The sequence below is a fragment of the Allopseudospirillum japonicum genome (assembly GCF_900108915.1).
GTDB classification, from domain to species: domain Bacteria; phylum Pseudomonadota; class Gammaproteobacteria; order Pseudomonadales; family Halomonadaceae; genus Pseudospirillum; species Pseudospirillum japonicum.
In genome coordinates, this window is sequence record NZ_FNYH01000011.1 from 18,384 (window position 1) to 43,766 (window position 25,383).

At 46.7% G+C, this 25,383-nt stretch carries 27 protein-coding genes; 19 read left to right on the plus strand and 8 right to left on the minus strand.

Features of this window, described 5'->3' with window-relative positions; translation table 11 throughout:
* Positions 1 to 42: 42 nt before the first annotated feature.
* From BMX05_RS10255 to BMX05_RS10270, 4 genes are all read left to right on the plus strand, one after another.
* Entirely contained in the window at positions 43 to 612 is a 570-nt protein-coding gene (locus BMX05_RS10255) for an SCO family protein (RefSeq protein WP_093311340.1), read from the plus strand.
* A gap of 12 nt (positions 613 to 624) precedes the next feature.
* Positions 625 to 2,139: a methyl-accepting chemotaxis protein gene (locus BMX05_RS10260; RefSeq protein ID WP_093311343.1), complete on the plus strand. Its 1,515-nt coding sequence runs from the start codon at positions 625 to 627 to the stop codon at positions 2,137 to 2,139.
* Positions 2,140 to 2,226: 87 nt separating this feature from the next.
* The gene (locus tag BMX05_RS10265; protein ID WP_093311345.1) at positions 2,227 to 2,673 is read left to right on the plus strand and encodes a DUF2721 domain-containing protein; all 447 of its coding nucleotides are present in this window, start codon (positions 2,227 to 2,229) and stop codon (positions 2,671 to 2,673) included.
* A gap of 131 nt (positions 2,674 to 2,804) precedes the next feature.
* On the plus strand, positions 2,805 to 3,251 hold the full coding sequence (locus BMX05_RS10270) for a hypothetical protein (protein WP_093311347.1): 447 nt from the start codon (positions 2,805 to 2,807) through the stop codon (positions 3,249 to 3,251).
* Here the strand turns inward: BMX05_RS10270 and BMX05_RS10275 are convergent, their stop codons facing one another.
* Complete coding sequence (locus BMX05_RS10275) at positions 3,252 to 3,746, minus strand: peroxiredoxin (protein ID WP_093311349.1); 495 nt, start codon at positions 3,744 to 3,746, stop codon at positions 3,252 to 3,254. It lies immediately after the preceding gene.
* A 177-nt stretch (positions 3,747 to 3,923) separates the two neighbouring features.
* Here BMX05_RS10275 and dapA point away from each other — a divergent pair, with 177 nt between their 5' ends.
* The 3 genes from dapA (at position 3,924) to purC (ending at position 6,700) form a co-directional block, all read left to right on the plus strand.
* On the plus strand, positions 3,924 to 4,817 hold the full coding sequence (gene dapA, locus BMX05_RS10280; protein WP_093311449.1) for a 4-hydroxy-tetrahydrodipicolinate synthase: 894 nt from the start codon (positions 3,924 to 3,926) through the stop codon (positions 4,815 to 4,817).
* A 15-nt stretch (positions 4,818 to 4,832) separates the two neighbouring features.
* Entirely contained in the window at positions 4,833 to 5,852 is a 1,020-nt protein-coding gene (locus BMX05_RS10285; RefSeq protein ID WP_093311352.1) for a hypothetical protein, read from the plus strand.
* 134 nt (positions 5,853 to 5,986) lie between these two features.
* Positions 5,987 to 6,700: a phosphoribosylaminoimidazolesuccinocarboxamide synthase gene (purC, locus tag BMX05_RS10290; RefSeq protein WP_093311354.1), complete on the plus strand. Its 714-nt coding sequence runs from the start codon at positions 5,987 to 5,989 to the stop codon at positions 6,698 to 6,700.
* Between the two features lie 79 nt (positions 6,701 to 6,779).
* Here purC and mqo read toward each other — a convergent pair whose 3' ends face one another.
* Positions 6,780 to 8,267 carry a malate dehydrogenase (quinone) gene (gene mqo / locus BMX05_RS10295; protein WP_093311357.1) on the minus strand — a complete coding sequence of 496 codons (1,488 nt, stop codon included), beginning with the start codon at positions 8,265 to 8,267 and terminating at the stop codon, positions 6,780 to 6,782.
* Between the two features lie 546 nt (positions 8,268 to 8,813).
* Between mqo and BMX05_RS10300 the strand changes: the two genes are divergently transcribed.
* The 8 genes from BMX05_RS10300 to ruvX all read left to right on the plus strand — a co-directional run bounded on the left by BMX05_RS10300 (position 8,814) and on the right by ruvX (position 13,712).
* Positions 8,814 to 9,224, plus strand: coding sequence for a rhodanese-like domain-containing protein (locus BMX05_RS10300; RefSeq protein ID WP_093311360.1), 411 nt, complete (start codon positions 8,814 to 8,816; stop codon positions 9,222 to 9,224).
* Positions 9,225 to 9,253: 29 nt separating this feature from the next.
* Positions 9,254 to 9,511, plus strand: coding sequence for a glutaredoxin 3 (gene grxC, locus BMX05_RS10305; RefSeq protein WP_093311362.1), 258 nt, complete (start codon positions 9,254 to 9,256; stop codon positions 9,509 to 9,511).
* A gap of 95 nt (positions 9,512 to 9,606) precedes the next feature.
* Positions 9,607 to 10,053 carry a protein-export chaperone SecB gene (gene secB, locus BMX05_RS10310; protein WP_093311365.1) on the plus strand — a complete coding sequence of 149 codons (447 nt, stop codon included), beginning with the start codon at positions 9,607 to 9,609 and terminating at the stop codon, positions 10,051 to 10,053.
* Between the two features lie 6 nt (positions 10,054 to 10,059).
* Entirely contained in the window at positions 10,060 to 10,791 is a 732-nt protein-coding gene (locus tag BMX05_RS10315; protein WP_093311368.1) for a 16S rRNA (uracil(1498)-N(3))-methyltransferase, read from the plus strand.
* A gap of 30 nt (positions 10,792 to 10,821) precedes the next feature.
* Positions 10,822 to 11,793 carry a glutathione synthase gene (gshB, locus tag BMX05_RS10320; RefSeq protein WP_093311370.1) on the plus strand — a complete coding sequence of 324 codons (972 nt, stop codon included), beginning with the start codon at positions 10,822 to 10,824 and terminating at the stop codon, positions 11,791 to 11,793.
* Positions 11,794 to 11,805: 12 nt separating this feature from the next.
* Positions 11,806 to 12,675 carry an energy transducer TonB gene (locus BMX05_RS10325; protein WP_093311373.1) on the plus strand — a complete coding sequence of 290 codons (870 nt, stop codon included), beginning with the start codon at positions 11,806 to 11,808 and terminating at the stop codon, positions 12,673 to 12,675.
* Positions 12,676 to 12,735: 60 nt separating this feature from the next.
* Positions 12,736 to 13,293, plus strand: coding sequence for a YqgE/AlgH family protein (locus BMX05_RS10330; protein WP_093311375.1), 558 nt, complete (start codon positions 12,736 to 12,738; stop codon positions 13,291 to 13,293).
* Positions 13,294 to 13,295: 2 nt separating this feature from the next.
* Positions 13,296 to 13,712, plus strand: a complete 417-nt coding sequence (ruvX, locus tag BMX05_RS10335; RefSeq protein WP_093311378.1) for a Holliday junction resolvase RuvX — start codon at positions 13,296 to 13,298, stop codon at positions 13,710 to 13,712.
* On the opposite strand, the gene cysQ is transcribed toward ruvX, so the two are convergent.
* The 5 genes from cysQ to rluD all read right to left on the minus strand — a co-directional run bounded on the left by cysQ (position 13,709) and on the right by rluD (position 19,406).
* Positions 13,709 to 14,554, minus strand: coding sequence for a 3'(2'),5'-bisphosphate nucleotidase CysQ (cysQ, locus tag BMX05_RS10340; protein WP_093311381.1), 846 nt, complete (start codon positions 14,552 to 14,554; stop codon positions 13,709 to 13,711). The two genes, ruvX and cysQ, sit on opposite strands and share 4 nt — an antisense overlap.
* A gap of 1 nt (position 14,555) precedes the next feature.
* The gene (gene nudE / locus BMX05_RS10345) at positions 14,556 to 15,122 is read right to left on the minus strand and encodes an ADP compounds hydrolase NudE (protein WP_093311384.1); all 567 of its coding nucleotides are present in this window, start codon (positions 15,120 to 15,122) and stop codon (positions 14,556 to 14,558) included.
* A 148-nt stretch (positions 15,123 to 15,270) separates the two neighbouring features.
* Entirely contained in the window at positions 15,271 to 17,154 is a 1,884-nt protein-coding gene (locus BMX05_RS12520; protein WP_177166879.1) for a methyl-accepting chemotaxis protein, read from the minus strand.
* A gap of 133 nt (positions 17,155 to 17,287) precedes the next feature.
* A complete protein-coding gene (gene nadA, locus BMX05_RS10355; RefSeq protein ID WP_093311390.1) occupies positions 17,288 to 18,331 on the minus strand; it encodes a quinolinate synthase NadA in 1,044 nt (347 codons plus the stop codon).
* Positions 18,332 to 18,461: 130 nt separating this feature from the next.
* A complete protein-coding gene (gene rluD, locus BMX05_RS10360; RefSeq protein WP_093311393.1) occupies positions 18,462 to 19,406 on the minus strand; it encodes a 23S rRNA pseudouridine(1911/1915/1917) synthase RluD in 945 nt (314 codons plus the stop codon).
* Positions 19,407 to 19,508: 102 nt separating this feature from the next.
* On the opposite strand from rluD, the gene BMX05_RS10365 reads away from it, so the two are divergent.
* Positions 19,509 to 20,363: a hypothetical protein gene (locus BMX05_RS10365; protein ID WP_093311396.1), complete on the plus strand. Its 855-nt coding sequence runs from the start codon at positions 19,509 to 19,511 to the stop codon at positions 20,361 to 20,363.
* On the opposite strand, the gene BMX05_RS10370 is transcribed toward BMX05_RS10365, so the two are convergent.
* Positions 20,360 to 21,529, minus strand: a complete 1,170-nt coding sequence (locus BMX05_RS10370; RefSeq protein ID WP_093311399.1) for an anhydro-N-acetylmuramic acid kinase — start codon at positions 21,527 to 21,529, stop codon at positions 20,360 to 20,362. The two genes, BMX05_RS10365 and BMX05_RS10370, sit on opposite strands and share 4 nt — an antisense overlap.
* Before the next feature lie 1,233 nt (positions 21,530 to 22,762).
* Here BMX05_RS10370 and rpmH point away from each other — a divergent pair.
* The 3 genes from rpmH to yidC all read left to right on the plus strand — a co-directional run bounded on the left by rpmH (position 22,763) and on the right by yidC (position 25,321).
* Positions 22,763 to 22,897: a 50S ribosomal protein L34 gene (rpmH, locus tag BMX05_RS10380; protein ID WP_093311402.1), complete on the plus strand. Its 135-nt coding sequence runs from the start codon at positions 22,763 to 22,765 to the stop codon at positions 22,895 to 22,897.
* A gap of 20 nt (positions 22,898 to 22,917) precedes the next feature.
* Complete coding sequence (rnpA, locus tag BMX05_RS10385) at positions 22,918 to 23,349, plus strand: ribonuclease P protein component (protein ID WP_093311451.1); 432 nt, start codon at positions 22,918 to 22,920, stop codon at positions 23,347 to 23,349.
* Positions 23,350 to 23,686: 337 nt separating this feature from the next.
* Entirely contained in the window at positions 23,687 to 25,321 is a 1,635-nt protein-coding gene (yidC, locus tag BMX05_RS10390) for a membrane protein insertase YidC (RefSeq protein ID WP_093311406.1), read from the plus strand.
* Positions 25,322 to 25,383 lie beyond the last annotated feature (62 nt).

The window sequence follows — 25,383 nt, forward strand, 5'->3', positions numbered from 1 at the left end:
TTTATATCTATCTTAATTTATGCTGATCAAAGGCCATACACAATGCCTTGGATACGGATCGCTTTAATCAGTGCCGGCTTTTGCCTTTTACTCGTGTTGCCTTGGCTACAAACCCAACTACAATCTGAAAAGTGGTATGGATTAAAACGCCAAATTTCAGTGCCCGCCCTCCCTCTGCACTTTGATGATCCCAATGGATTACACATTTTATTATTTGGTTATTTAAGCTGCACACAAGCTTGTCCTCCACAGTTGATCAAGATGCATCAACTTGCACAAGTCTCTAAAGATTTGCCAATATATTTTACCTTTATTAGTCTAGATCCTGAACGAGACACCCAAGATTTACTAGCAGAAGGGATTCCTAATTTAGGGAAAAATTTTTATTTTATTCGTCCTGAATCAACCCAAGCAGCCCAAAATTTAGCACTAGCTTATACAGAAATTGCAACAAAAGTGTATCAAGGAAAAGACTACGAATTTAACCACAAAGCTTCTTTATTTATCGTTTCTGCCCAAGCAAAAATTGAGCTTATTTATCCTTATACTGATTTAAATATAGATCGTGTATTACAAGATATCCGTTTATTACTCAACTCCTTAAAGTCCTGATTTAGGTGATACATGTCGCTATCTTCCACTGATATACAAACCAGTCGCCAAGAAGCTGATCGGTCGCTTTTGTTCATTATCTTGGCACATCTTCCTATTATCAGCTTGGTATTACCCTATGGATATGACACCTTCACATTTGCTGGTATTGCCTCTGTGCTTATTGGTGGCTTTGCCCTATTGAGCTATCAGCTCACTAAAGGTACACGTACTTGTTCTGTCCTCTTTGCCATGTGCTTAATGCTCCTTTCTGCCCTGATGATTCAGGTACAAATGGGGCGTATCGAAATGCACTTTCACGTCTTTTGTGGACTTGCCTTACTCATGCTATATCGTGATTGGCTGCCCTTATTCGTTGGTGCTTTGCTGATTGCAATCCATCACTTGGCTTTAACCGCTTTGCAATTGGCAGATGCCACTTTAGCCAATATGCCTTTGATGATTTATAACTATGGTTGCAGCTGGTCTATCGCCTTTTTACATGCCGCTTTTGTGGTCTTTGAAACTTCCATATTGATGGCTTTTGCAATACGGATGCAAAAAGAACATCAGCAAGCTACAGACATGCTGGTATTGGTAGACCGTTTTGATCATCAACAAGATTTAAGCCAACGTCTTCTCGGTAAAACCCTCGCTAGCCAATCGTTTAATAATATGCTGGATCAATTTAGTCATTTAATTATTAAGTTAAAAGATTTTGCACAGCATTTACGCCAAGGCTCGCAAGATTTAACCCAAGTCAGTGAGTACACCCGCAAGATTGCCCAACTGCAACAAACCCATACACAAACAGCCGCTGAATCCGTACACCAAATGACTCAAAGCGTTCAAGAAGTGGCTGGACAAGCACAGGCGGCAACTGAGTGTGTCACACAAGCACAAAGTGCAGTAGCACAAGTACACCATGAGGTACATGCTTCCAACCGCATGAGTGAACACACCAATCAAGCCTTGCTAAATGCGCTTGAGCAAGTACAAACCTTGGTGAATAAAGTCCAATCCATCGCGGAAATGACCGCATCCATTAATGATATTTCTGATCAGACAAATTTACTCGCCTTAAATGCCGCCATTGAAGCAGCACGCGCGGGCGAGTCTGGGCGTGGATTTTCTGTCGTTGCTGATGAGGTGCGCGCTTTATCCTTGCGTACCCAAACTTTCACCCAGAATATCAGCCACACTTTAGAAGAATTAACCCAAATTTCTGCACAAGTCCTTCACGGTATTCAAGAGGGACACCAGGCTGCAGAGAAAGGCCTTGCCTGCGTGCGTCAAGTCGAGCAAGCCATGCAGCAAATCGAACAAGCAATTCAAGCCGTGCAAGAGATTAGCAACCATATCGCATGTGCCAGTCAGCAGCAGGTCAGTACCTCAAGCGAGATTAGTGAGAAGGTGCATGCCTTAGCTGAGCAAAGCCGGCGCTTAATTCAAGATGCCCAAAAAGCACAGGCCCTTGCTGAACGTTTAGAAATCGATATTCAAGATATAGATACTTTTATTGGCGGCTATCAACTCAAGTTGATTTAAACCATCACAGGGCCAATGTCGCGAAAATGTCAACAAACTCAGGCAAGCTCGCAAGCACAAATCTGAGGAGTAGGAGCCGTGCACGAAATGAGTTTTTGGATTACCCCGATTTTATTGGTATCAGGCGTGGGCTTGCTCGTACTATCGACTTCTGCGCGTTATGGACAGTTACACGAAAGTTTGCATCAGTTGATCGATAGCGGACATCACAAAGCAGATTTACTACATCAACACTTGCAACAGCGTGCCGAGCTTTTAGTGCGTGCATTATTTAGTTTATATGTCAGTATTGGCTTATTTGCGTTAGCCAGTTTGGTGGGCGGTATTATTAGTTTTTGGACTTGGGCCGAGTTGGCAAAATTTGCTGTTGCTATCCTGACCTGCTGCGGCATCTTGTGTGTACTTTTTGCTGCTTGGCAACTGATTAAGGAAGCGCATATTTTCCTTGATAGCATCGAAGCACAAGGCGAACATTTGCGTCATCCGCATTTACACGCCGTTCCTGCACATTTTGACCTTACCCAGCCACGCTAATCTTTTTGCCTTCTCGACCGTCTTGACGTTAGCTCCAGGTTAAAGCTTACTTTGCAGATGCCGATATTAAGCAGACATACCTAGCTAGGCTTTGCAAGCGCTTGATCCCCTCCCCGAAAGACGGTCGCCCTATGAGAATAGATAACGCTTTAGGCACATCCTTAAGTGTCAATGAGTCCTTAAACCTCTCCTTGCAAGAAGCCAGAGGGGCGCAGTTTGCTATTCTCCTTAGCTTTATCTCGCAGCAAGTGGCGGTGAATGATGTCCCCGATGGCGGTTTTTTCCGCCCCTATGAAGGACAGCTACCAGTTTTAGAGCCAGATACTTCCGCCCGTGAGCTCGCTGCCAGCATCAATAATCACATGGGAGCAGCATTAGGCGAAGGACAAGGCGGATATTTTTCGTTATTACGCGCCTTAAGTGAGGAGTTTCCGCAGTTACAGCAAGTGACTGCCATGCGGATACAAACGCCCGAGTCCGCACAGCAACAACTCGAACGTTTATATACTAAGATTGCTAACTTAAATTCCCCACAAGAAATCATCGAGCAGGTGCAAAAAGTACGTACTTCTGCTTAGTTAACAAGTAGCTCCATGCAAATTTTGCGCACTAGCGAGCACCTGTGCGACATGGTCTTTTAATTTCACCTTGCGCCACTCAGCGCGTAAGATCCCTTGGCGATCAATTAAAAAAGTGCTGCGCTCTATCCCTAAATACTCACGTCCAAAATTTTTCTTCATTTTGAGCACATCGAACAGCTGACATAAGGTTTCTTGCTTGTCACTGCACAAGGTGAAATTCAATGCATGTTTGGCTTGAAAATTCGTATGTGCTTTCAGGCCATCACGAGATACACCAAGAATATAGGTATTCGCTGCTTGAAATGCGGCCTGTTCCGCTTTAAAGTCGAGCGCTTCCTGAGTACAAGTTGGCGTGTTATCTTTAGGATAGAAATACAAGACCCACTGATGCCCAAGTAAATCTTTCGGGCTGATTTCTGTTAAAGTCTCTTGCCATGCTGGCGTGACAGGTACACGAAATTCGGGTACAGGAGCATTCAGCTCAACACGCATTATTACTTTCCTCATGCTAGATGCGGATCACCTAGGCGACTTTCTCTAAGTCCCTAGACCCAAGCAAACAAGGTAGCATAGAGACCCTATCAGGCTAAAGCTTAACCTAAGGCTCCTCTCGGCAAAGATGATACAGGGATTGCTAAGGAGTCGTTTTTATTTATGGGGATGTTAACCATGACCGAACTAAAAGGCAGCCTCGTCGCCTTAGTGACGCCGATGCGCGCAGATACACAAGCTATTGATTGGCCTGCACTGGATGCCTTGGTCGATTTCCATCTGGCTGAGGGTACAGATGCGATTGTCGCCGCCGGCACCACAGGCGAGCCATCCACTTTATCCTTTAGCGAGCACTTTGATGTGATCAGCCGTGTGGTTGAGCGTGTTCAGGGGAAAATCCCTGTCATTGCAGGCACAGGGGCAAACTCGACACAAGAGGCCATCGAACTAACGCGCCATGCACAAAAAGTTGGGGCTTCTGCTTGCTTGTCTGTCACCCCTTATTACAACAAGCCCACCCAAGAGGGTCTTTACCAGCATTTTAAAGCCATCGCACAAGCGTCAGACTTGCCCATTATCCTCTACAATGTGCCAGGACGAACGTCTGTCGATATGCTTAATGAGACAGTCGAACGTCTGAGCTGTGTCGAGAATATCATTGGCTTAAAAGATGCCACTGGGGATTTAGAACGTGGTAAAGAGTTAATCACACGCCTTGCTGATAGTGATTTTCTGCTTTTTTCTGGGGATGATGCCACTGCGGTTGATTTTATCTTAATGGGCGGACGCGGCAATATTTCCGTGACGGCCAATGTTGCGCCACGGCAAATGCATGAACTTTGTCATGCGGCTTTGCAAGGTGATACACAAAAAGCGCACCAAATTAATACCCGCCTGATGCCAGTGCACAACCGTCTATTTGTAGAATCAAACCCCATCCCAGTAAAATGGGCACTGCACGCCATGGGCAAAATTGATTTAGGGATACGTTTACCTTTAACTCCTTTATCAGAAAAGTATCGTCCGACAGTGCAAGAAGCCCTACAAATGGCCGGATTATTGGCAGGATAACGAGGATTTAGCATCATGCTTCACTTACGCCCGCAGGTGCTTGTTTTAGTCGCCTTGAGCACAGCACAGGTAGGATGCGCTCTGTCACCTTCAGAGCAAGCCACTTATCGTGACCGTGATCTTGATTATCAAACAGCTGTGCGGGTGGAACCGATTCCTTTGCCAGCAGGCTTAAGCGAGCGTGATGCTTATCAGCTACCCAAACCACCGGCACAATTGGCTTTAAATTCAACATCTGAGTTTAAGGTACCGCGTCCACGTGCGTTAGCACTGGGCACCACTAGTAGCACCCAAGTGGCCCAAGATGCCCAAGGCCCTTATTTAGAAATTGCCTGGCCACCTGCGCAAGCTTGGGCATGGCTGCAAGCGTATACGCAACAGCAAGCTTGGCCTATTTTACAAGCAGCTCCGCGCCAAGGACGTTTGGATTTGGGTGAGGGTTACAGTTTGCAAGTCCAGCCTAGCACTAAGCTAGATCATAGCCGTGTGCGTTGGCTGCATCAGGGACAAGTCAGCACAAGCACCCAGGTTTTAGAAACTTTAGCTCAGTACATTCAGCAACAAGAAACCATGCCTTCCTCAGCGTCTTTACTAGCTCAGTCACTCAATCGTGAGCTACAAGCACAAGAGATTGCGAGCCTCAGCGGGGAAGTAAACCTGATTCAAGCAGCCTCGAAAGATTGGCAGTTAGTCTTTAAAGATTTTGCACCGAGCCAAGCTTGGGATCGTCTTGATCAGGTATTAGCCGCGAATTTTCAGCAAACGGAACAACAAGTAACAGATAAAAACCGCAGCCAAGCTTGGTTCCAACTGTATTATGTCGCGCAACAAGCGCGCGAATTTAGCATTAAAAACTGGCTACAAGGCCAATTTGGCACAGATGATCGCGGTCAAGCCTATTGGCTAAGTTTACAACCAAGCAAGGCGCAAGGCGCTTTGCAAGCGCAAGTCTATACAGATGCACAAGGCCAACACCTTGCACCTAACGAGATACAAGCAGAAATTCTGACGCTCCTCTATCAAGCCTTGCGCTAGTTAAAAGAGATGTTCAGGCCCTGCACTTTTTCACACAGTGTAGGGTCAAAATGGATCTGATTATTTTCTGGAATGGAGCCCTTTGCCGGCTTCATTTTTATTTTGACTTATCAAAAAGCGGAGGTTTAGCCCCCATGGAAAAACGTGATCAACTCTATGCAGGCAAAGCAAAATCAGTGTATACCACGGATGATGCTAACCGCCTGATTCTTTTATTCCGTGATGATACATCAGCCTTTGATGGTAAAAAGAAAGAAGCTTTAGACCGTAAAGGTATGGTGAACAACAAGTTCAATGCCTTCATTATGGAAAAGCTCGAACAAGCCGGTGTCCCCACCCATTTTGATCGTTTGCTTTCTGAACAAGAATCCCTAGTGAAAAAACTCGAGATGTTACCGATCGAGTGCGTAGTACGTAATATTTCTGCTGGTAGCTTATGCCGTCGCCTAGGTGTTGAGGAAGGTCTGGATCTTAACCCTTGTACCTTTGAGTTGTTTTTGAAAAACGACGAAAAAGGCGACCCCATGATTAACGAATCCTTAGCACAAACTTTTGGTTGGGCAACCCCTGAGCAAGTCGCCCGTGCCCGCGAGCTCACTTTAAAGGTCAACGAGGTATTAAAAGAGCTCTTCCTCAGCGGCAACATGTTGCTTGTGGATTACAAACTTGAGTTTGGTATGTATCAAGGTGAGTTGGTACTTGGTGATGAGTTTACCCCAGATGGTTGCCGCCTTTGGGATAAAGACACCCGCGACAAGCTAGATAAAGACCGTTTTCGTCAAGGTTTAGGTGGGGTGGTTGAAGCTTATGAAGAAGTCGGCCGCCGCTTAGGCATTAAGTTCGATTAATAGATACTTGCATTGCCGCAAGGCTACAGAGGTAGGATGAGTGCAGTGCCACCCATCCTACGTTTATTGCACTACAAACCTAAGCCTCTTGATCTAACTGCAATAACCTCAAAGTCCGCTGACGCACAGTATGCAGTAGGTCGGGGTGATCTGTTAAAGATTTACCGTACGACGGAATCATAGTTTTTAACTTTGCTTGCCAACTTGCCGAAGCCACTTCTTCTTTAAAACAACGCTCGATTACAGATAACATCGCATTGACCGCAGTGGAAGCACCTGGCGAAGCGCCTAAAAGCACCGCAAAGCTGCCATCGGCAGAAGTAATCACCTCGGTACCAAACTCCAACTTGCCGCCTTTTTCTGGATCTTTTTTGATGATCTGTACCCTTTGGCCAGCAATCGCCAATTTCCAATCTTTGTTTTGTGCTTCGGGGAAGAAATTGCGTAAAGAATCCATCCGCGAGCTGTGGGATTGCATGACTTCGCTAATTAAATAGCGCGTTAGATCCATATTCCCCATACCGACTTTCATCATAGGGGTCAAATTATCCCCTTGAATACTGCCGATAAGATCAAAGACGGAACCTTGCTTAAGGAACTTGGTGGTAAAGCCAGCAAAAGGCCCGAATAACAGAGCTTTCTCGCCATTGATAATCCGTGTATCTAGGTGAGGTACCGACATGGGAGGTGCACCAATCGGGGCCATACCATAGACCTTAGCATGATGCTGTTCGACAATTTCTGGTTTGCGACATACCAGCCATTGACCACTGACGGGGAAACCGCCATAACCCTTGCCTTCGGGAATATTGGATTTTTGTAATAACGTCAGGGCAGCACCACCTGCGCCAACAAACACAAATTTGGCTTGATATTGTGTCTGTGTACCTGAGATGTGACGTGTACTAACCAACCAGCTTTTATCTGCTTGACGCTTTAAATCAGTCACCTTGGTGTTCAGTGCTAGCTCAAACCCAGATTGGCTTTGTAAATGGCTGACCATATTGCGCGCCAAAGCACCAAAATCGACATCCGCTCCGTAACGTACACGCGTGCCTGCCACTGGCTGTTCGGGGTCACGGTTGTGCATCACCAAAGGCATCCATTGGCGCAAAACTTCTGGATCTTCGCTATATTCCATATCCTCAAACGAAGGCGTTTTGCTAAGTGCTTGGTAGCGCTTCCGCAAAAATTCTACGTTTTTCTCACCCCATACAAAGCTTTGGTGCGGCGCCGTATTAATAAAGCGTTTTGGTTCTGGTAAGGCCGCTTGTTCAACTAGATATGCCCAAAACTGTAGGCTCACCTCAAAGGCGGAGTTAATGGTAAACGCCTTGCTGGTGTTAATGCTGCCATCTGCCTGTTCAGGGGTATAATTCAGCTCACAATAGGCTGCATGGCCTGTCCCTGCGTTGTTCCAACCATCGGTACTTTCTTGAGCAACCTGATCTCTTTGTTCCACGATAAGGACATTGAGTTTAGGATCAAGCTGCTTGAGCAAGGTGCCCAAAGTGGTGCTCATCGCACCTGCACCAACAAGCAATACGTCTACTGATTTTACGGTCATACGCGCTTCGCCATTAATTATATGTGGGATAAAAGCCGACACCAGAAACAGGCTTGTGGCCACTCTTAAGCTATTGCTGCCTATTGATCAACACACATCTGCCTTATTGAGGTTTAGGGGTACAAACCACCTCAGATCTGCCAATAGGGATTAGATGTCCAGAGAGTCACTTTTTGAACACCCAGAGGCTAATTCGTTAAGAGCCTTGCTTCTGGATACTCCCTCGCCCCAGACTCTGGGCTGGCTGCGTGCTTTACTTACTAGGTCTAAACGCGCAGTCTTCCCTAGCTTCAACCTAACTAAAGGGGATACAGGCTAAACGAGGCTGGGCAATCGCGACAAATTATACGGATTCCCCAGCAAAAGTCTTGACATCACCTTAGCCATTCGGCGTAGATCTAGCCTAAAGTTGTAGAAAATTGGCGTGCAGGCGTGCCGAAAAGCACTGAGAGCCACAGAGGCGATCCGCTTGTGTGCTCACAAGCTGTGGTATACTCGACACAGTTTTTTGCACACAGACCTATTCACCTAATAAAGTAAATGGCCATGGAACAATTACTCGAATTTGCAACCAACCATTGGATGCTGACCCTCTCCTTTCTTGGTTTGTTGGTCTTATTAATCCTGCATGAATCAGGCAATAATGGTGTGAGCAGTACACAAGCGACAGAGATGATTAACAAGCAAGATGCTGTGATTGTCGATATTCGCGACCGTAATGACTTTAAAAAAGGCTCTTTAACCGGTGCAGTGAATATTCCACTGACACAGTTAGATCAAAGGATGGATGAGCTGAAAGCCTATCAGGAAAAACCTGTGATTGTGGTGTGCCGTATGGGTAGCTCTGCCTCTTTAGCGGTACAAAAATTACACAAGCAAGGCTATAAACAAGCGGTGCGCCTCAAAGGTGGCATTATGCAATGGCAGTCCGACGGTTTACCTTTAGTCGCCAGCTAATTTTTGCCAGTGAATAAAAGGAGAATCCCATGAGTTTACCGATTGATTTATATATGCGCCCTTGGTGTCCTTTTTGTGTACGTGCCAAGCAGTTATTGCAAGCTAAAGGCTTGGCCTTCAATGAGATTAATCTTGATCAAGCGCCTGAGCGCATGCAAGAAATGCTCGATCGCAGTAAAGGGCGCCGCACCGTCCCGCAAATTTTTATTGGTGAAGTCCATGTCGGTGGGTGTGATGACTTATATGCTTTAGAACGCGATGGCCAGCTTGATCCTTTGTTAACCTAAGCCTGGTTAACCTAGGCGTGGCTATCTTCAGCTAAAAAGATCTTGTTATACTCGCAGCGCATATTTATTTATTTTTTTGATTGTAAGGTTTACCTATGAGCGACCAACCGCAATTTGCGTTACAACGTATTTACCTCAAAGATTTATCTTTCGAATCACCCAATGCGCCGCAAGTCTTTGCCAAAGGCTGGCAGCCAAAAGTGAACTTAGATCTCAATACACACAGCACCCTAGTTGAAGACAAACACTATGAAGTCGTTGTGGGTTTGACTGTCACTGTCAGTGATCAAGAGCAAACAGTTTTTCTGGTAGAAATCAAACAAGCGGGCTTGTTTTTGATTGATGGCCTTGATCAAGCATCACTGCAACATACTCTGGGTGCTTTCTGCCCCAACATTTTATTCCCTTATGCACGTGAAGCTGTGGATAACCTAGTGACTAAAGGCGGTTTCCCTCCACTGATGTTGGCCCCTGTGAATTTTGAGGCGCTCTATGCAGAGCAACAGCAACGCCAAGCAGCACAAGCCACTGAAAATGCCTAAGCCTGTATGAGCACCCGTATTTATCATCCAGCGCCCTTGATTGAGGGCGCTCGTATTTCCCTTAGTGAACCTGCTAGCCGGCATTTGGGTCTCGTCTTACGCAAAAATCTTGGCGATCCGGTCGAAATTTTCGATGGTCAAGGCCATAGATGCCAAGCGCATATCACCTTCATTAAGCGCCAACAGGTGGAAGTTGAGTTAAAAACCCCGTATGCAGGTTTAGCTAGTTCGCCATTAAATATTCACCTAGGACAAGTCATGTCCAAAGGTGAACGCATGGATTATGTGGTGCAAAAAGCAACAGAACTTGGGGTAACTCAGATCACGCCTTTAACGAGTGAACGCTGTGAAGTCCGTTTAAAAAATGACCGCGAACAGCGCAAAATCGACCATTGGCAACACGTGGCTATCAGTGCTTGTGAGCAATCGGGGAGTGATTTTGTGCCTCAACTGGCCCCCATCTGTAAGCTCAGCGATTGGCTCGCGCAAGATTTTACAGGGTTGCGCCTTGTGTTAGCCCCTCAGGCAGAGCAAGCACTGACAGCGCTGACACAAACCAAGCCACCAACACAGGTACAAGTCTTGATTGGTCCAGAAGGTGGGCTCAGTGAGAGTGAGCTGGATGCAGCCAAAGCGGCTGGGTTTCAAGCCTTGCAGTTAGGGCCGAGAGTTTTACGTACAGAAACGGCCCCCGTGGTCGCTTTGAGCCTGCTTCAATATTTGTGGGGCGATTTTTAACGATGATTTTTTATAGATAGGTAAAAGCATATGGCGGCTGCAATTCGTGTTGGCATTGTGATGGACCCCATCGAACACATCAACTACAAAAAAGACACCAGTCTGGCCCTGTTACTGGCAGCACAGGCACGCGGCTGGACGCTTTTTTATATGCAGCAGGAAGATTTATATTTGCAACAGGGCCAAGCTTATGCACAAGTACGCCCCTTGCAAGTGTTTGCAGATCCTGACGCTTGGTTTTGTGTTGGCGAAACCCAAACTATCGCCTTAGCGACCCTTGATGTCATCTTGATGCGCAAAGATCCCCCTTTCGATCAAGCCTTTTTAACCGCGACCTGGTTATTAGAAGCGGCTGAAGAGGCGGGTGTGTTAGTCGTCAATAAACCACAAAGCTTACGTGATTGTAATGAGAAGCTCTTTGCCCAAGCCTTCCCTCAATGTACGCCACCAACCCTGGTCAGCTCGCAAGCGGCTTTGTTGCGTGCCTTCCATACGCAACACCAAGATATTATTTTAAAACCTCTAGATGGCATGGGCGGGATGGGGATATTCCGTGTCGATGCACAAGGTTTAAATCTAGGCGCCATTATTGAGCAATTAACAGACAATGGCCGCACCGCTATTATGGCGCAAAAATACTTACCTGAAATTAAAGACGGAGATACGCGAATCCTTGTCGTTGATGGTGAACCCATCCCTTATGGGTTAGCACGGATTCCAGCACAAGGGGAAACACGCGGTAATCTAGCTGCCGGCGGCACAGGCGTTGGCCGTGAGTTAAATGCTCGGGATTATTGGTTGGTGGAACAGGTGGCACCTACCTTAAAAGCCAAAGAACTCTTATTTGTCGGTTTGGATGTGATTGGTGGGTATTTAACTGAAATTAATGTCACCAGTCCCACTTGTGTACGTGAGCTGGATCGTCAATATGATCTCAATATTGCAGACCGCCTGATGAGTGCAATTGCCAAACGTTTACAAGCTCAGGGAAAACAGCCCTAATACGGCCCAGCGATGATTAGCGCGCCCGGACGTTTATTACTGGCCTTATGCACTGCTTTAGCGGTGCATCTTTTGTTGGCTGCGGCTTTAGAATCTTCCTGGCTCGGCATAGATCCCATGCCTAAACCGCCACGTTCCACTTTAGATGTGGTCTTATTCGAGCGCCCACAAACTAGCCCAGCCCCCGAACAAGCCACCTGGCTAGCTAACCAAGATCGCCAAGCCAGTGGCACCCAAGAAACGCCAAACCCAGAGGTCGCGCAAGCACCACCACAAGCACAAACTGCCGCGACAACAAGCATCACGGAACCACAAACGACAACAGAAAAACAACCAACGCCTGTACCACCCAAACTTCAAGTGAAATCGTCGCCAAGTCCACAAGTCATCCAAACTGAGGCACCCGAGCCTAAAACACTGACAGCGGAAGCCACCTTTGAGACCAAGACTTTGGATCCTCAAGCCTTGCTTGCCCAGCTGGAAGCCGAATTGGCAGCCCAGCAGGCGATTTATGCGCAGCGTCCTAGAGTACGGACGTTAAGCTCGACTGCGACTATGACCAGCCCAGAAGCTTTTTATTTAGAGACTTGGCGTAAACGCGTTGAACAGATTGGTAATTTAAATTATCCACAAGCGGCGCGTACACAAAAACTACAAGGGCAATTACGTTTATTGGTTGCGGTGCGTAAGGATGGCAGTGTGCAAGAGATTTTAGTGTTAGAATCTTCAGGACACCCTGTACTTGATCAAGCTGCACAACGTATTGTCATGCTCGCGGCACCTTTTGCTCCCTTCCCTGATGAATTAAAAACGCAAGTCGATGTATTAGAAATTATCCGCACTTGGCGCTTTGGCGAAGACCGCTGGCACGATAAAAGCTAATCTGAGTTCAAGCAGCAAGTTCAGGATAACAAGTTAATTTTTGAGCTTTCAAGGAAACGCATGTCTACCTCGTTACAAGATCAATTTCTTTTGGCTATGCCACATCTTGAAGATGCCAACTTTAGCGGCACTCTGACTTATTTATGTGATCATGGTAACCAGGGGGCTTTGGGTGTGGTCATTAATCGTCCGCTGGATATCACCCTTGGGGAAGTCATGCAACAACTAGGCTTAGATGCTTATCAGTGTCAAGCCAGTCTAGCCAGTGTCTATGAAGGGGGGCCAGTGCACTCAGATCGTGGTTTTATTTTGCACACAGGGACCGCAGATTGGGACGCTAGCGTGCAAATCACGGCGGATTTATGTTTAACCACCTCTATCGACATTCTAGAAGCCATTGCCAAAAACCAAGGTCCTGAACGCTTTTTGGTGGCTTTAGGTTGCGCAAGCTGGGCAGAAGGCCAGTTAGAAGAAGAAATTAAAGACAATGTTTGGCTGACATGTCCGTTAGATTTAGACATTTTATTCGAGATAGCCAGCGAACACCGTTTACAAGCAGCGGCTAACTTACTCGGTATTGATTTTCATCTGATGAGCACCCAAGCAGGACACGCTTAATCATGCAACGTGTAATGGCCTTTGACTTTGGTACCCAACGGATTGGTATTGCGGTTGCTAATACGGATTTCGCACACCCCACGCCCTTGGGTACTATCAAAGCACGTGATGGCATCCCAGATTGGCAGGCATTGGAGATGCATTTACAGGAGTGGACACCAGATCTTTTTCTCGTTGGCATTCCTTTACATATGGATGGGCGCGAATCCGAAATGAGCCACAGAGCACGCAAATTTGGCAAGCGCCTGTTTGGGCGCTATGGTAAGCCTTTTATTGAAGTGGATGAAAGACGTACCACACAAGAGGCAAAAGTGATGGCGAAAGCCCAAGGCCATAAGGCGCGTCGCTATGATAAAGATCCTGTTGATGCGCTTGCTGCAGCCTTAATTCTGGAGAAATGGCTGCAACACACGAATTAACGTAAAGGCGGCAAACCTCCATCTAACCAACGTCGCCAAGGCGGCGTCGGATCACCAAAGACTAAGAAATACGGATTGAGCAAATCTTCTTTCGCATTGTATTGCAAGGCATTAAAGCCTATATCCGTGACTACCCCGCCAGCACCTTCTACCACAGCTTGTGCGGCTGCTGTATCCCATTCGCTCGTTGGGCCAATACGTGGGTAAAAATCTGCGCTGCCTTCTGCAATCAAACAAAATTTTAGCGAGCTACCTACTTGGACTTTATCAATTTCTAGCCCTTGTTGTTGCAAAGTCAGCAACACAGGTTCAATTTGTTGATTACCGTGGCGGTGGCTGGCCACAACTCTTAGATGTGAAGAATTGAGTTTGTGGGTAAAAATTGGCTCTACATCCTGATGTAAATCTTCAAACTTACAACTTCCTATATCAATCCCACCAAAGTAACTAATCCCGACCGCAGGCAAGTGCACCATCCCCAAGGTAGGATAACCGTTTTCAATCAAAGCAATATTGACGGTGAATTGATCATTACGTTCTAAAAATTCGCGCGTCCCATCCAAGGGATCAACCAACCAATAACGCCCCCACTGCTTGCGTGTACTCCAAGATAATTTAGCCGATTCTTCCGAAAGCACAGGTAAACGTGGATTCAAACGTGATAGCTGGCTCGCAATAATTTTATGTGCTGCTAAATCCGCCGCCGTCACTGGAGAACCGTCTTCTTTTTCAGCACGCTCCCAGTGCCTTGGGCTGTTATAGATGGCCATAATCGCTTGCGAGGCCTGTTGGCAAATCTTACGCAAGGGAATCCGTAATTGTTTGAGTTGTTGGGGCGTCATGCTAAAGGGTGTCCTGTTGTAAACGAGTGCGCGTCATATATAAAGCGGCAATAGCACGCGCTTCTTGCAAGGTGTCATGAAGGATCAAATGTTCTAACGCGGCTAAAGGGTGGGTCTCAACAATTAAAGGCTCGGGTTCATCCCCTTCCAGTTGGCATGGATACAAATCTCGTGCGATCAGTACACTCATTTTATGACCGATATAGTTGGGTGCTAAGGTGAGCTCAGTTAAAAACTCTAGCGTGCCAGCACCCATACCCACTTCTTCTTTCAGCTCGCGATTGGCCGCTTGATAAATATCTTCTCCCGCATCAACTAAGCCTTTCGGCAAGCTTAGGCAATAATCATGCAGACCGCCGGCATATTCGCGAATCAAGATGACGTGTTCAGGATCTGGCATGGCAACCATCATCACAGCGCCACGTCCTCCTCCCGCAAGACGCTCATAAGTCCGTTCTACACCATTGCTAAAGCGTAGTTGCATTTCTTCGATGGCAAATAAACGTGAGCGCGCAAGCACATGTTGCGCAAGGATCTGCGGCTTTTGTGGCCTTGAATGTCCTGACATAAAGATTCTCACTTGAGCAAAGCGAAATAAGCAGAATAGCAAAATCTATAGGAATGCGGAAAGCGTGCATGTTAACACAATCTTGTCGGTCGCTGTGTTTTGCCCCTTTGGCAAGGGGGAAGGCGGCTTTTTTTAGGAAATGCTTATGCTAGTCATCTTGTCGATCGACTTTAAAGCGATGAATGCAGGTTTGCAATTGTTGAAAAGCACTGGCCAGCAGGTGATCAGCATCTTGTAATTGCTCAGCAGATCGTCGACTCCGCTGGATCACATGTTGCAGTGAATGTAGTTGGAAATCGACGCTTTCATTGAGTGTCTGTTGTTGGTGAGTACTTTGCGCAATTTGGCTATTCATATGGGCAATATGAGACATACGCCGATGCAGCTTTTGCATATGCACAGTCAGTAATTGCATCCCTTGTGCACCTTGCTCACTGCGATGCTTGCCTTGTAAAGTGCTTGCAGAGCTTAACTCAGCGGCAGAGCGCAAACGCAAGACAATGGCTTCAACTTCTTCTGTTGCTTGGGCACTGTGGGTCGCTAATTGACGGACCTCATCGGCAACCACAGCGAACCCACGGCCTTGATCACCAGCACGTGCGGCTTCAATCGAAGCATTTAACGCCAACAAGTTGGTTTGTTCTGCAATCCCTTGGATACGCGCGAGTAAGGCATTAATTTCTATGGTTGCCTCTTCCAACTCGTGCATCCGCGAATTGAGGGTCTGCATGTCCGCAACTAAGCTGACAATATACGCTTGGGTTTTTTGAATATCCTCTAACCCTTGCTCAGTTAAGCTGGAGCCTTCTTGGCTTAACTGAGCGACTTCATCAACATGTTGATGAATCGTCTTCGTCAGCTGGGCCAGCTGGCATAAATCCTGATAAAAACGCTCTAGCTGTGTTTTTTGATGTTGTAACGTTTGCTCGTTTTCTTCCAATACGCTGTGCATGGTCGCTGAGGTACTATTTAAAGCGGAACCAGAAGCTTGCAATTGGGTAATTAAAAGACGTAACTGTTCAATAAAAGTATTGACAACGTCCCCTAGGGTCACAACTTCATCATTGCCTGAAAGCCGCACTTGGCGAGTTAAATCACCATCCCCTTCGGCAACCGCTTGTAAAGCGGCGCGCAAATGCAAAATACGCCTTTGTACCAGTAGGGCCAACACAGGGATGACCACAGCGACGCTAAGTATAATGACCCCTTGCAACAACCAAAGTAACTGTTTTTGATAGGTTAAATTCGCTTGTAGTGGTGGTTCAATACTTTGGCGCACCTGCTCGCCGGTTGTTCTTGCTTTCTGGCTTAATTGTGCCAATTGCATACGCAAGCCCTGTTCTGGATGCAGGCCAATGAGCTGTTCTTGTTGGACTAAAGCGATAAAATCTTGCTGATAGGTGCTTAAAGCCACTTCTAACTGTTTAAGTTGTGTCGGGCTTAACAAGGCATAGCGGGCGAGACTTTGTTGCAAGCGCTGCATTTGTTGGCGAAATTGGTGCACATACTTCATATCACGGCGCAACATAAAATCTTTTTCATGACGCCTGAGCATAAGCACATCAACTAAAAGCTGTGCTTGGGATTCTTCCCTTAACACAGCTTCTACCGCATGCACAGAAGCACGTAAACGCCCATATAAACCTTGAGTTTCATCTAACCCCGACCTTTGTTGCGCTTCTACCAACTGATGGAAGGCTTTTTGATATTCGCTAAGATTGGCTTGTAAACTTGTGATTGGCGCTAATGGCAAGTGATAAGCATGAATTTGCTGTTTTAACTGATGTAAAGTCTGGGTGAGCTGCTGGAAAATATGACTGTGTTCTTCTTGTACTGAAATTTGGTGGTTAAGCTGAAAGGCTTGTTCTTGATATCTCAACTGGTACAAAAGTGCTTCAAGGTGCTGAATTTTTTGCCCAATGTGATGGCCTTCTTCCAAAGTGCTGAGGGTATGTTTGAACAAAAACGCCATGCCTAACATAGATAAAATAACCACTGCAGAAATCAGCAAGAGTTTTTGCCGAATAGACATGCGCGTTCCCTCATTATTTGGTCGCCAAAATTTGCCGACCAGCATAGCAAGGGAAGTTGACTATTAAGCTACAGGCGAGGCCTCATGTATGGGGCTTTATTTTGGGTTACTTGCGTAACCCAAGATAGAAAGTTTACAGGTGTAGCGGGAAATCTAACATGCGCTGCAAAGGTGCCAAAGCACGCGGGATCAAATCTGCATCGACATGAATTTCATGCGGGGTCTGTGGATCACTGAGAACCGCTACCATGGCTTCAAGCGAGTTCATCGCCATCCAAGGACAATGCGCACAACTGCGACAAGTCGCACCCTGGCCCGCAGTTGGGGCTTCCATAAAAACTTTATCTGGATTTTCTTGCTGCATTTTGTAGAAGATGCCGCGATCGGTCGCCACAATAAAATGCGGGTTGGCCAACTCACGCGCAGCTTTCAATAGTTGAGAAGTGGAGCCGACGACATCAGCTAACTCAACCACAGCACTAGGGGATTCAGGATGCACCAAGACGGCTGCATCTGGGTACACACGTAATAAATCACTAATACCTTTGGCTTTAAATTCCTCATGTACAATACAAGCGCCTTGCCATAACAGCATATCCGCGCCTGTTTGTGTTTGCACATAACCGCCAAGGTGCTGATCTGGTGCCCAAATGAGGGTTTCACCCGCTTCATGCAAATGGCGCACCACATTTAAAGCAATACTGGAAGTAACCACCCAATCTGCACGCGCTTTAACTGCCGCAGAAGTATTCGCATAAACCACCACGGTCCGTTCTGGGTGCTGATTGCAAAAGGCATCAAATGCCTCAATCGGGCATCCCAAATCAAGCGAGCAGGTTGCTTCTAGCGTTGGCATTAGCACGCGTTTTTCTGGGCTAAGGATTTTCGCAGTCTCGCCCATAAAGCGCACCCCAGCGACCACCAAGGTTTTTGCTGGATGTGCCGCCCCAAAACGTGCCATCTCTAGCGAATCAGCAATACAACCGCCGGTTTCTTCTGCTAAAGCTTGAATGACAGGATCTGTATAATAGTGAGCCACTAAAACAGCATCTTCTTGCTGTAATAGACTTTTAATACGGGCTTTATAAGCTTGCTCTTCATCGACGGAGAGCGCTGACGGCACGGCAGCTCGGTTGAGGTGCTCGCGCACAAAAATTGAATTAGCTTGAATAGTCATTTTTGCAAGCGTATCACGAGTTAAGTCGGTCAGGACAAGCCGTGCCGGATTAGGGCGTTGGCCTAGCGGAGCAACATCATAGCATACTCCGAAAGTCGCCCCTAAGCACTAAAATCCACTCTGTCGAGATTTAGCCTTGGCGCAAGGCTGCTAATAAAAGCTGCATATCCTCCGGCATGGGAGCTTGCCAGCTGCACATTTCACCAGTGCGCGGATGTATCAAACCGAGCTGAAAGGCATGTAATGCCTGCCGTGGAAAGGTGCGCAAGTGCTCTTTCAGCGCACAACTTGCGCCAGCAGGTAATTTTAAGCGCCCTAAATACAAAGGATCACCAATCAAAGGATGATGTACATGCGCCATATGTACACGGATTTGATGCGTACGCCCGCTTTCTAGTTGGCATTTAACCCAAGTGTGCGCCGCAAAACGTTCTAACACACGGTAATGCGTGCGTGCTGGTTTACCTTGAGCGACCACGGCCATTTTTTTGCGTTGTTGTGGATGACGACCTATGGGGGCATCTACGGTACCACCACTAATCAAGCTGCCATACACAAGGGCATAATATTCGCGTTTCATCGTGCGTGCTTGTAGTTGCTCAACCAGATGCGTTTGGGCGCGTACATGCTTAGCCACCACCATAAGGCCACTGGTATCCTTATCCAAACGATGCACAATTCCAGCACGTGGCACCGTATCAAGTTGTGGACACTGATGTAACAGGGCATTTAATAAGGTGCCACTGGCATGGCCTGCTGCAGGATGCACAACCAAACCCGCCGCTTTATTCAAGACGAGAATATCTTCGTCCTCATACACAATATCGAGCTCAATAGCTTGTGCATCATGCACCACTTGAGGGGTTAAGGTAATATCTAAATCAATTTGATCGCCAAAGCGGACTTTATCTTTCGGGCGACAAGTTTGGCCATTTAAAGTTAAGTGACCTGATTTTATCCAAGCTTGCAAACGCGCGCGTGAGTGCTCAGGAAGCAGCTCAGCTAAGGCTTGATCTAAACGCCAAGCAGCATATTCAGGAGGAATTTGACCGCTAAAATGGAAATGTTCTGCCATAAAAAATATCTTTCATTCACCTAAAATAAAAAACCTATCGCAAGGATAAGGCAAGCACCTACAAATAGCACCTGCGTATCAGATCTTTAAGGGAGAAAAAAGATGAATATTTTACAAGCGCTACTTGCGTATAAGCTGACCCAAAGTGCGGTAAGAACTGGGCAAATGCAAGCTTGGCGAGAGCAAAAAAAACAAGAAGCGGCAGATGCTTACATCCAGGCTTGTCTCGATAAGGCCAACGCCGTGATGAAGCAAAGTCAAGATGCCCAAAAGAGAATAAAAGCGCGTGAGCAACAAAGACTGGCTGAGGAAGAAGCCAGGGTTCCCAAACGTTTAGCTAAGCTCAAACGAAAAGAGCTAGCCCACCAAAAAGCGCGCCAGTCAATCGATGCGCAAGCTTACTATGGTGAGGCTGTCGATGCGGCGGCTTTAGTCTCTTGGGGCTTAAAACCTTGGCTGCATCTAGGTGATTTGATGCAAGCAAATATTCAACTCATGCAAGGACAGCAGGGCCTTTATGTTTTACGTGATCCACATACTGGGCAAGTACAACGTTTAGGTCTGAATAGCGAGCATCGGGATTTATACCGGACGCTGGTCTCCGTCCGCGAACAATACCAAACCGCCGCTAAGCCGCCACAAACGTCCGCCCCGCAAGATTTATACGCACGTTTAGCCGCTCAACCTAAATCAGCGCCCAAATTTGTGCTACAAATCCTGCTGGTGGGCCCTCATTATGCCAGTGATCCGAATCGGCAAAGATCTAAAGCGGCCTTGCATAATGAAGATACCGTGCGCGCTTTGCGGGGAGAAGGGCCTGTGTTACCAAGTGATGCTTATGCAATCCAAGCGGAAATTTTTCTGGTCACCCGCACTTTATATGTCCATTTTGCTGATTTATGGGAACAAGACAATTGGCAGCCGGCTTTTGTTGCCTCGATGGATATACCCGCCTAGGCCCAGTAAATCCCGCCTAAAATACGTGGACCCCCGGCGCCGGTCACACTAGGTAAATTTGCCGGCTGTCGGTTTAAGGTTTGATACGCCAACCAAGCAAAAGTCACTGCCTCTACCCAATCTGGATCTAATCCTAAAGCTTGGGTGGATTTGACGTGAATTTTCATTGGTGCAAGCACTTTTTGTAAACGTCGCATTAAATCTTGGTTATGGACACCGCCACCACACACATAAAGGTCGATAGGTTGAGAAAGATCCATTTGTTTTGCCAAATGATCTTTAATCGCATGAGCAATACTCACAGCCGTTAGCTGAGATAAGCTTGCTTGAATATCCACCGGTGCAGCTTGAATAAAATCTTGTTGTATTAATAAATGATTTAACCACTCAGGATTAAAATATTCTCTACCTGTAGTTTTTGGTAAAGGACGTGCAAAATAAGCATCTTGTAATGCAGTAGCGACAATTTCATTAATGACTTGACCTTGTGCTGCCCAATCCCCTTTAATATCACAAGCATGACCACTTTCTGGGTGATGTTTTTGATACCAGGTATCAAGTAAGACATTCGCAGGCCCAGTATCAAAACCTAAAATAGCTTGTTGGGATGTTTTAGCAGGCAACCAAGTCAGGTTAGCAAAACCACCTAAATTAAGCACTAAACGATCTTGATGTTCTTCTTGAAATAAATATGCATGTAATGCCGGCGTTAACGGGGCACCTTGACCACCAGCGGCTAAATCTCGGCGGCGAAAATCACTCACGACGCTAATGCCGGTCATTTCTGCCAGGACATTAGGATCCACTAACTGGTAACTAAATCCTGGATTAGCACTTGGCTGATGCTCAACCGTTTGCCCATGACAGCCAATCGCTTGAATGGTGAGTCGGTTAGCACTGTGCTGATCAAGCAATTCGTTGACTGTATCTGCATAACTAAGAGCCAATTGATATTCCAAAGTGGCTAAGGTTTGAAAGTGAATGCTCGGGCTATGGCACACTTCAAGTAAGGCTTGTTTTAAAGATTCCGGATAAGGCTGATAATGGGTCGCAACAAGGCGAATACCTGTGTGGGGATCACAATCAATTAATGCCGCATCTACACCATCTAAACTCGTTCCTGACATCAAACCAATATAATAACCTGCATACGCCTTTGCTGACATAAGGTCGACTCCTTTGCTGAGGCAAAAAACAACACAAATAATAAAAATATACTTACTTGGCCAAAAAAATATGCCAGCTTTAATAGATACCTTAGCAAGTAAAAGACCAGCACAAATCATTGCTTGGATTTTTTAGGCTATTTAATCATAAATATTCCATCTGGTAATTTAACAATTTTATTGGATTACGAGCGCACTGATCTTTTTATCTCAATATTAAGTACACAGGTATCTGGGATCCAAATGGCTATGCGCATGTTAGCACAAGCCGGTGTGCTGGTGGTTTTTTGTAGCGACGAAGCACCTTTTTCTATGCCGGCAGGATCGGCAGAGCGATCCAAGTGCAATCCTGATTTTCAGCAGAAGACATCAATAAATTATTATAAAATAATATGATTATATTCTGTATTAAATAAGACCCAATAGGCTGGATGCTCATTGGTTGCAATAGGCCAGTAGTTGTCAATCCGGTGCAGGATTTGGCAGGTAGCTTGCAGATGGCGATGGACAGTGGTGCAAAACGGGTGTTGATGCTGTGTTTAAGGCGCTTGGGGTTAATTGATTAGGCAAGGAAGCTTTTACCTTGCCCACGTCGATTTCACCGGCACGGTTCACCAATTGGCGACTGAACTGATGCAGAGCATCTTTGCGTCGGTTGGCAATCTTGGCGTGAATATTTTTGATCTGTTGGTCGCGCAGCTACTGCGTGGTGAGCACTGGCGGAAATCCTAAAGGCTTACATTGAGAATCAGGGTCGCTCTGATGAAGATCAAAAGCAGGTAGCACACGCTTGACTATCGAGTTATTCCGCTACGTGAAACTGATTCGTAGAATGCGCGGGCAAATGTTCAAGAAAAAAAAACATAAATACTCTGTGTACAAATTGCAGTTCTGCACGGAATTCACTAGAATCTGCGCTCTCAAGTCGGCAGCAGGCGCGCCCTAAAAACAGCCCTAATCCAATTCCTTAAGAGGACTGGCGAACTAACTCTTTGAAACCTTACACTTTAAAGAAGTGAATGTACAAGGAGTCTGCGAGGGTTGCTAGCGGTTGTGCAACTGCCTTTTGAATCAGTAGAATCAAAATGGCAGTTAAGACGCCACGCCAAGTCTTCATTTCAATCAAGATAGCTTAACTTAAGAGGATGCGAGAATTAGGGTCAGCTTGGCTGACGTGCTATCCCAACTTTAACCTAGTCATTTTTAGGCTAAAGGCTCTCGCGGTGAGAAATAATGAAACGTACATTCCAACCTAGCAACCTTAAGCGTAAGCGTGTTCATGGCTTCCGTGCGCGTATGGCTACGAAAAACGGTCGTCAAGTATTAGCACGTCGTCGTGCGAAAGGCCGTAAGCGTTTAAGCGCTTAAGTGATCCTTTGACGATGACCATGCCTGTTGTAACTTATCCCTTTCAACCTTGCCAGCGTTTAACCAAAGCCGCGGCTTATAGCCGAGTCTTTGAGCAGACGCAATTTAAGGCTTTTTGCTCTGGGATTTTGTTGCTCGCAACGCCTGCAGCGGCTAGCGGCGGATGCCTAAACCCGCAAACTAAAGCCCGTTTAGGTCTGGTCATCGCCAAAAAGCATGTGCGTCATGCTGTGCGGCGTAACCGCTTAAAGCGCTTAATCCGTAACTCTTTTCGCCTTCATCAGCACCAATTACCCCCTTTGGACATCATAGCTCTGGCGGTACGGGGTGCCGGCGAAATCGAAGATGCTAAATTGCAACAACAATTGGTACAGGCTTGGGCGCGTTTAGCCAAGCAAGCTCGCCAACAGCAAAAGACGCAGAGGGCGCAAGACGCCGGTAGCGTCAAGTGAGCCTCCATCCTCACCGACCAGTATTTAATCGCCGATGGGCATCCCCCCTTAGGCATACCTGTTCGAGGTAAGATGGGGTATCATGCCCTCAGTGATTATTCCCCCTGAAGCCTTTCCCAATCAGTGCACTAAGCTCAAGTGATCTTGAGTCTAGGTAAGGTGTCTTTACAGGCAACTGTGGGCTTGATTTTGGAAAGATTCAGCCTTCAGGGATCACCACGCGGCGATAATACCTACCTAGCCTTGTATAAGCACTGCGGATACTTTTTTGGGGCGATACAAGCCGCTAGGTCTGGGATTATCCCAAGATCCACCTGATTTGAGCGGCAGATTACTAATGGACGTGAAACGTATCGTTTTACTCATCTCGCTTGCGCTTGTCTCCTACCTGATGGTGTTACAGTGGAATCAGGATTACCATTCCCCTGCACCCAGTGTGGCAACAAGTGCACCTGCGCCCTCGGTAACAACAGCTTCCTCGAATGCTGTTGAAGATGAGCGCTTGCATCTAGGCGAAGCACCTACCCCAGCGGCACAAGCTGCAAGCCCCCAAGCTTTAATTCAAGTGACGACAGACGTCCTTGATTTAAGGATTAATCCTCGCGGTGGCGATATTACTTATGCAGCTTTACTCCAGCATAAGCAAAGAGCCAACACGCCTGACCAGCCTTTTGTCTTGTTGCAACAAGATAACCAGCGTACTTACATCGTACAAAGTGCTTTAGAGGGCCTTGCCAACCGTGGTCGGATCCAGTTCCAAGCGAGCCAGAGCCAATATCAACTGCAAGAAGGCCAAGATAGCCTCCAGTTAGATTTGGCCGCGACGATTGATGGGATTCCGGTTGTTAAACGCTTTGTTTTCCAAAGAGACAGCTATGAAGTCAAGGTGAGCTATCTACTCGATAACACCTCTGCACAAGCCTTGGAAACACGTTTTATTGGTTTGATCAAGCGGGATAATTCTGTTGATCCAAGCCAAGGCGAAGCCTTAGGTATGAGTGCCTTTTTAGGGGCGGCTTTTTCTTCTGAGGAAAATCACTACGAAAAGCTAGAGTTTGATGAGTTACGCGAACGCCGCTATTTAAGCGAGGTACAAGGTGGTTGGGTTGCTATGATCCAGCATTATTTTGTCAGCGCTTGGATTCCCGACGCACAGCAAACCAACCTCTACAGCACACGGACAGATAACCAAGGCCGTAATATCATCGGCTTTAAAGGCGCTGCACAACGTATCGAAGCCGGCCAACAAGCAGAAATCAGTGCCAACTTGTATTTAGGCCCTAAGATCCAAAGCCGTTTGGAAGCTGCAGCACCTTATTTGGAACTGACGGTTGATTTTGGTTGGTTATGGTTTATTGCTCAGCCTTTATTCTGGTTGCTGGACTTATTGCATGATTTCCTAGGCAACTGGGGCTGGGCCATTATTGTACTGACCTTGCTGATTAAACTCGCCTTCTTCCAGCTTTCCGCCACGGCATACCGTTCGATGGCCAATATGCGTAAGGTGGGGCCTAAGTTACAGCAGCTAAAAGAGCAATACGGGGACGATCGCCAAAAGATGTCACAGGCGATGATGGAGCTCTACCGTAAGGAAAAAATTAACCCTATGGGTGGCTGTTTGCCTATTCTGGTGCAAATGCCAGTTTTCATTGCTCTTTACTGGATGCTCATGGAATCGGTTGAACTGCGTCATGCGCCTTTTATGCTATGGATTGATGATCTTTCCATGAAGGACCCCTATTTTGTATTACCCATCTTGATGGGGGCATCCATGTTCGTGCAGCAATTGCTCAACCCAACGCCACCGGACCCTATGCAGGCTAAGATTATGAAGATGTTACCGATTATCTTCACTTTCTTCTTCCTATGGTTCCCATCCGGTTTGGTTCTTTACTGGGTGGTCAATAACGTGCTGTCTATCGCCCAACAATGGGTGATTACACGCCAAATTGAACAGCAAGGCACTAGCTAAGCTTGTCTCTTTCACTCCTCTCCTGCTAGGGGAGGAGTGAGCAGGCGTCCTCACCGTGTTTT

Bases quoted from the DNA above. Each gene is read 5' to 3' on its own strand.
- BMX05_RS10255 (WP_093311340.1), top strand. From the start codon at position 43: ATGCCTTGGATACGGATCGCTTTAATCAGTGCCGGCTTTTGCCTTTTA.
- BMX05_RS10260 (WP_093311343.1), top strand. From the start codon at position 625: ATGTCGCTATCTTCCACTGATATACAAACCAGTCGCCAAGAAGCTGAT.
- BMX05_RS10265 (WP_093311345.1), top strand. From the start codon at position 2,227: ATGAGTTTTTGGATTACCCCGATTTTATTGGTATCAGGCGTGGGCTTG.
- BMX05_RS10270 (WP_093311347.1), top strand. From the start codon at position 2,805: ATGAGAATAGATAACGCTTTAGGCACATCCTTAAGTGTCAATGAGTCC.
- BMX05_RS10275 (WP_093311349.1), bottom strand. From the start codon at position 3,746: ATGCGTGTTGAGCTGAATGCTCCTGTACCCGAATTTCGTGTACCTGTC.
- dapA (WP_093311449.1), top strand. From the start codon at position 3,924: ATGACCGAACTAAAAGGCAGCCTCGTCGCCTTAGTGACGCCGATGCGC.
- BMX05_RS10285 (WP_093311352.1), top strand. From the start codon at position 4,833: ATGCTTCACTTACGCCCGCAGGTGCTTGTTTTAGTCGCCTTGAGCACA.
- purC (WP_093311354.1), top strand. From the start codon at position 5,987: ATGGAAAAACGTGATCAACTCTATGCAGGCAAAGCAAAATCAGTGTAT.
- mqo (WP_093311357.1), bottom strand. From the start codon at position 8,267: ATGACCGTAAAATCAGTAGACGTATTGCTTGTTGGTGCAGGTGCGATG.
- BMX05_RS10300 (WP_093311360.1), top strand. From the start codon at position 8,814: ATGGAACAATTACTCGAATTTGCAACCAACCATTGGATGCTGACCCTC.
- grxC (WP_093311362.1), top strand. From the start codon at position 9,254: ATGAGTTTACCGATTGATTTATATATGCGCCCTTGGTGTCCTTTTTGT.
- secB (WP_093311365.1), top strand. From the start codon at position 9,607: ATGAGCGACCAACCGCAATTTGCGTTACAACGTATTTACCTCAAAGAT.
- BMX05_RS10315 (WP_093311368.1), top strand. From the start codon at position 10,060: ATGAGCACCCGTATTTATCATCCAGCGCCCTTGATTGAGGGCGCTCGT.
- gshB (WP_093311370.1), top strand. From the start codon at position 10,822: ATGGCGGCTGCAATTCGTGTTGGCATTGTGATGGACCCCATCGAACAC.
- BMX05_RS10325 (WP_093311373.1), top strand. From the start codon at position 11,806: ATGATTAGCGCGCCCGGACGTTTATTACTGGCCTTATGCACTGCTTTA.
- BMX05_RS10330 (WP_093311375.1), top strand. From the start codon at position 12,736: ATGTCTACCTCGTTACAAGATCAATTTCTTTTGGCTATGCCACATCTT.
- ruvX (WP_093311378.1), top strand. From the start codon at position 13,296: ATGCAACGTGTAATGGCCTTTGACTTTGGTACCCAACGGATTGGTATT.
- cysQ (WP_093311381.1), bottom strand. From the start codon at position 14,554: ATGACGCCCCAACAACTCAAACAATTACGGATTCCCTTGCGTAAGATT.
- nudE (WP_093311384.1), bottom strand. From the start codon at position 15,122: ATGTCAGGACATTCAAGGCCACAAAAGCCGCAGATCCTTGCGCAACAT.
- BMX05_RS12520 (WP_177166879.1), bottom strand. From the start codon at position 17,154: ATGTCTATTCGGCAAAAACTCTTGCTGATTTCTGCAGTGGTTATTTTA.
- nadA (WP_093311390.1), bottom strand. From the start codon at position 18,331: ATGACTATTCAAGCTAATTCAATTTTTGTGCGCGAGCACCTCAACCGA.
- rluD (WP_093311393.1), bottom strand. From the start codon at position 19,406: ATGGCAGAACATTTCCATTTTAGCGGTCAAATTCCTCCTGAATATGCT.
- BMX05_RS10365 (WP_093311396.1), top strand. From the start codon at position 19,509: ATGAATATTTTACAAGCGCTACTTGCGTATAAGCTGACCCAAAGTGCG.
- BMX05_RS10370 (WP_093311399.1), bottom strand. From the start codon at position 21,529: ATGTCAGCAAAGGCGTATGCAGGTTATTATATTGGTTTGATGTCAGGA.
- rpmH (WP_093311402.1), top strand. From the start codon at position 22,763: ATGAAACGTACATTCCAACCTAGCAACCTTAAGCGTAAGCGTGTTCAT.
- rnpA (WP_093311451.1), top strand. From the start codon at position 22,918: ATGCCTGTTGTAACTTATCCCTTTCAACCTTGCCAGCGTTTAACCAAA.
- yidC (WP_093311406.1), top strand. From the start codon at position 23,687: ATGGACGTGAAACGTATCGTTTTACTCATCTCGCTTGCGCTTGTCTCC.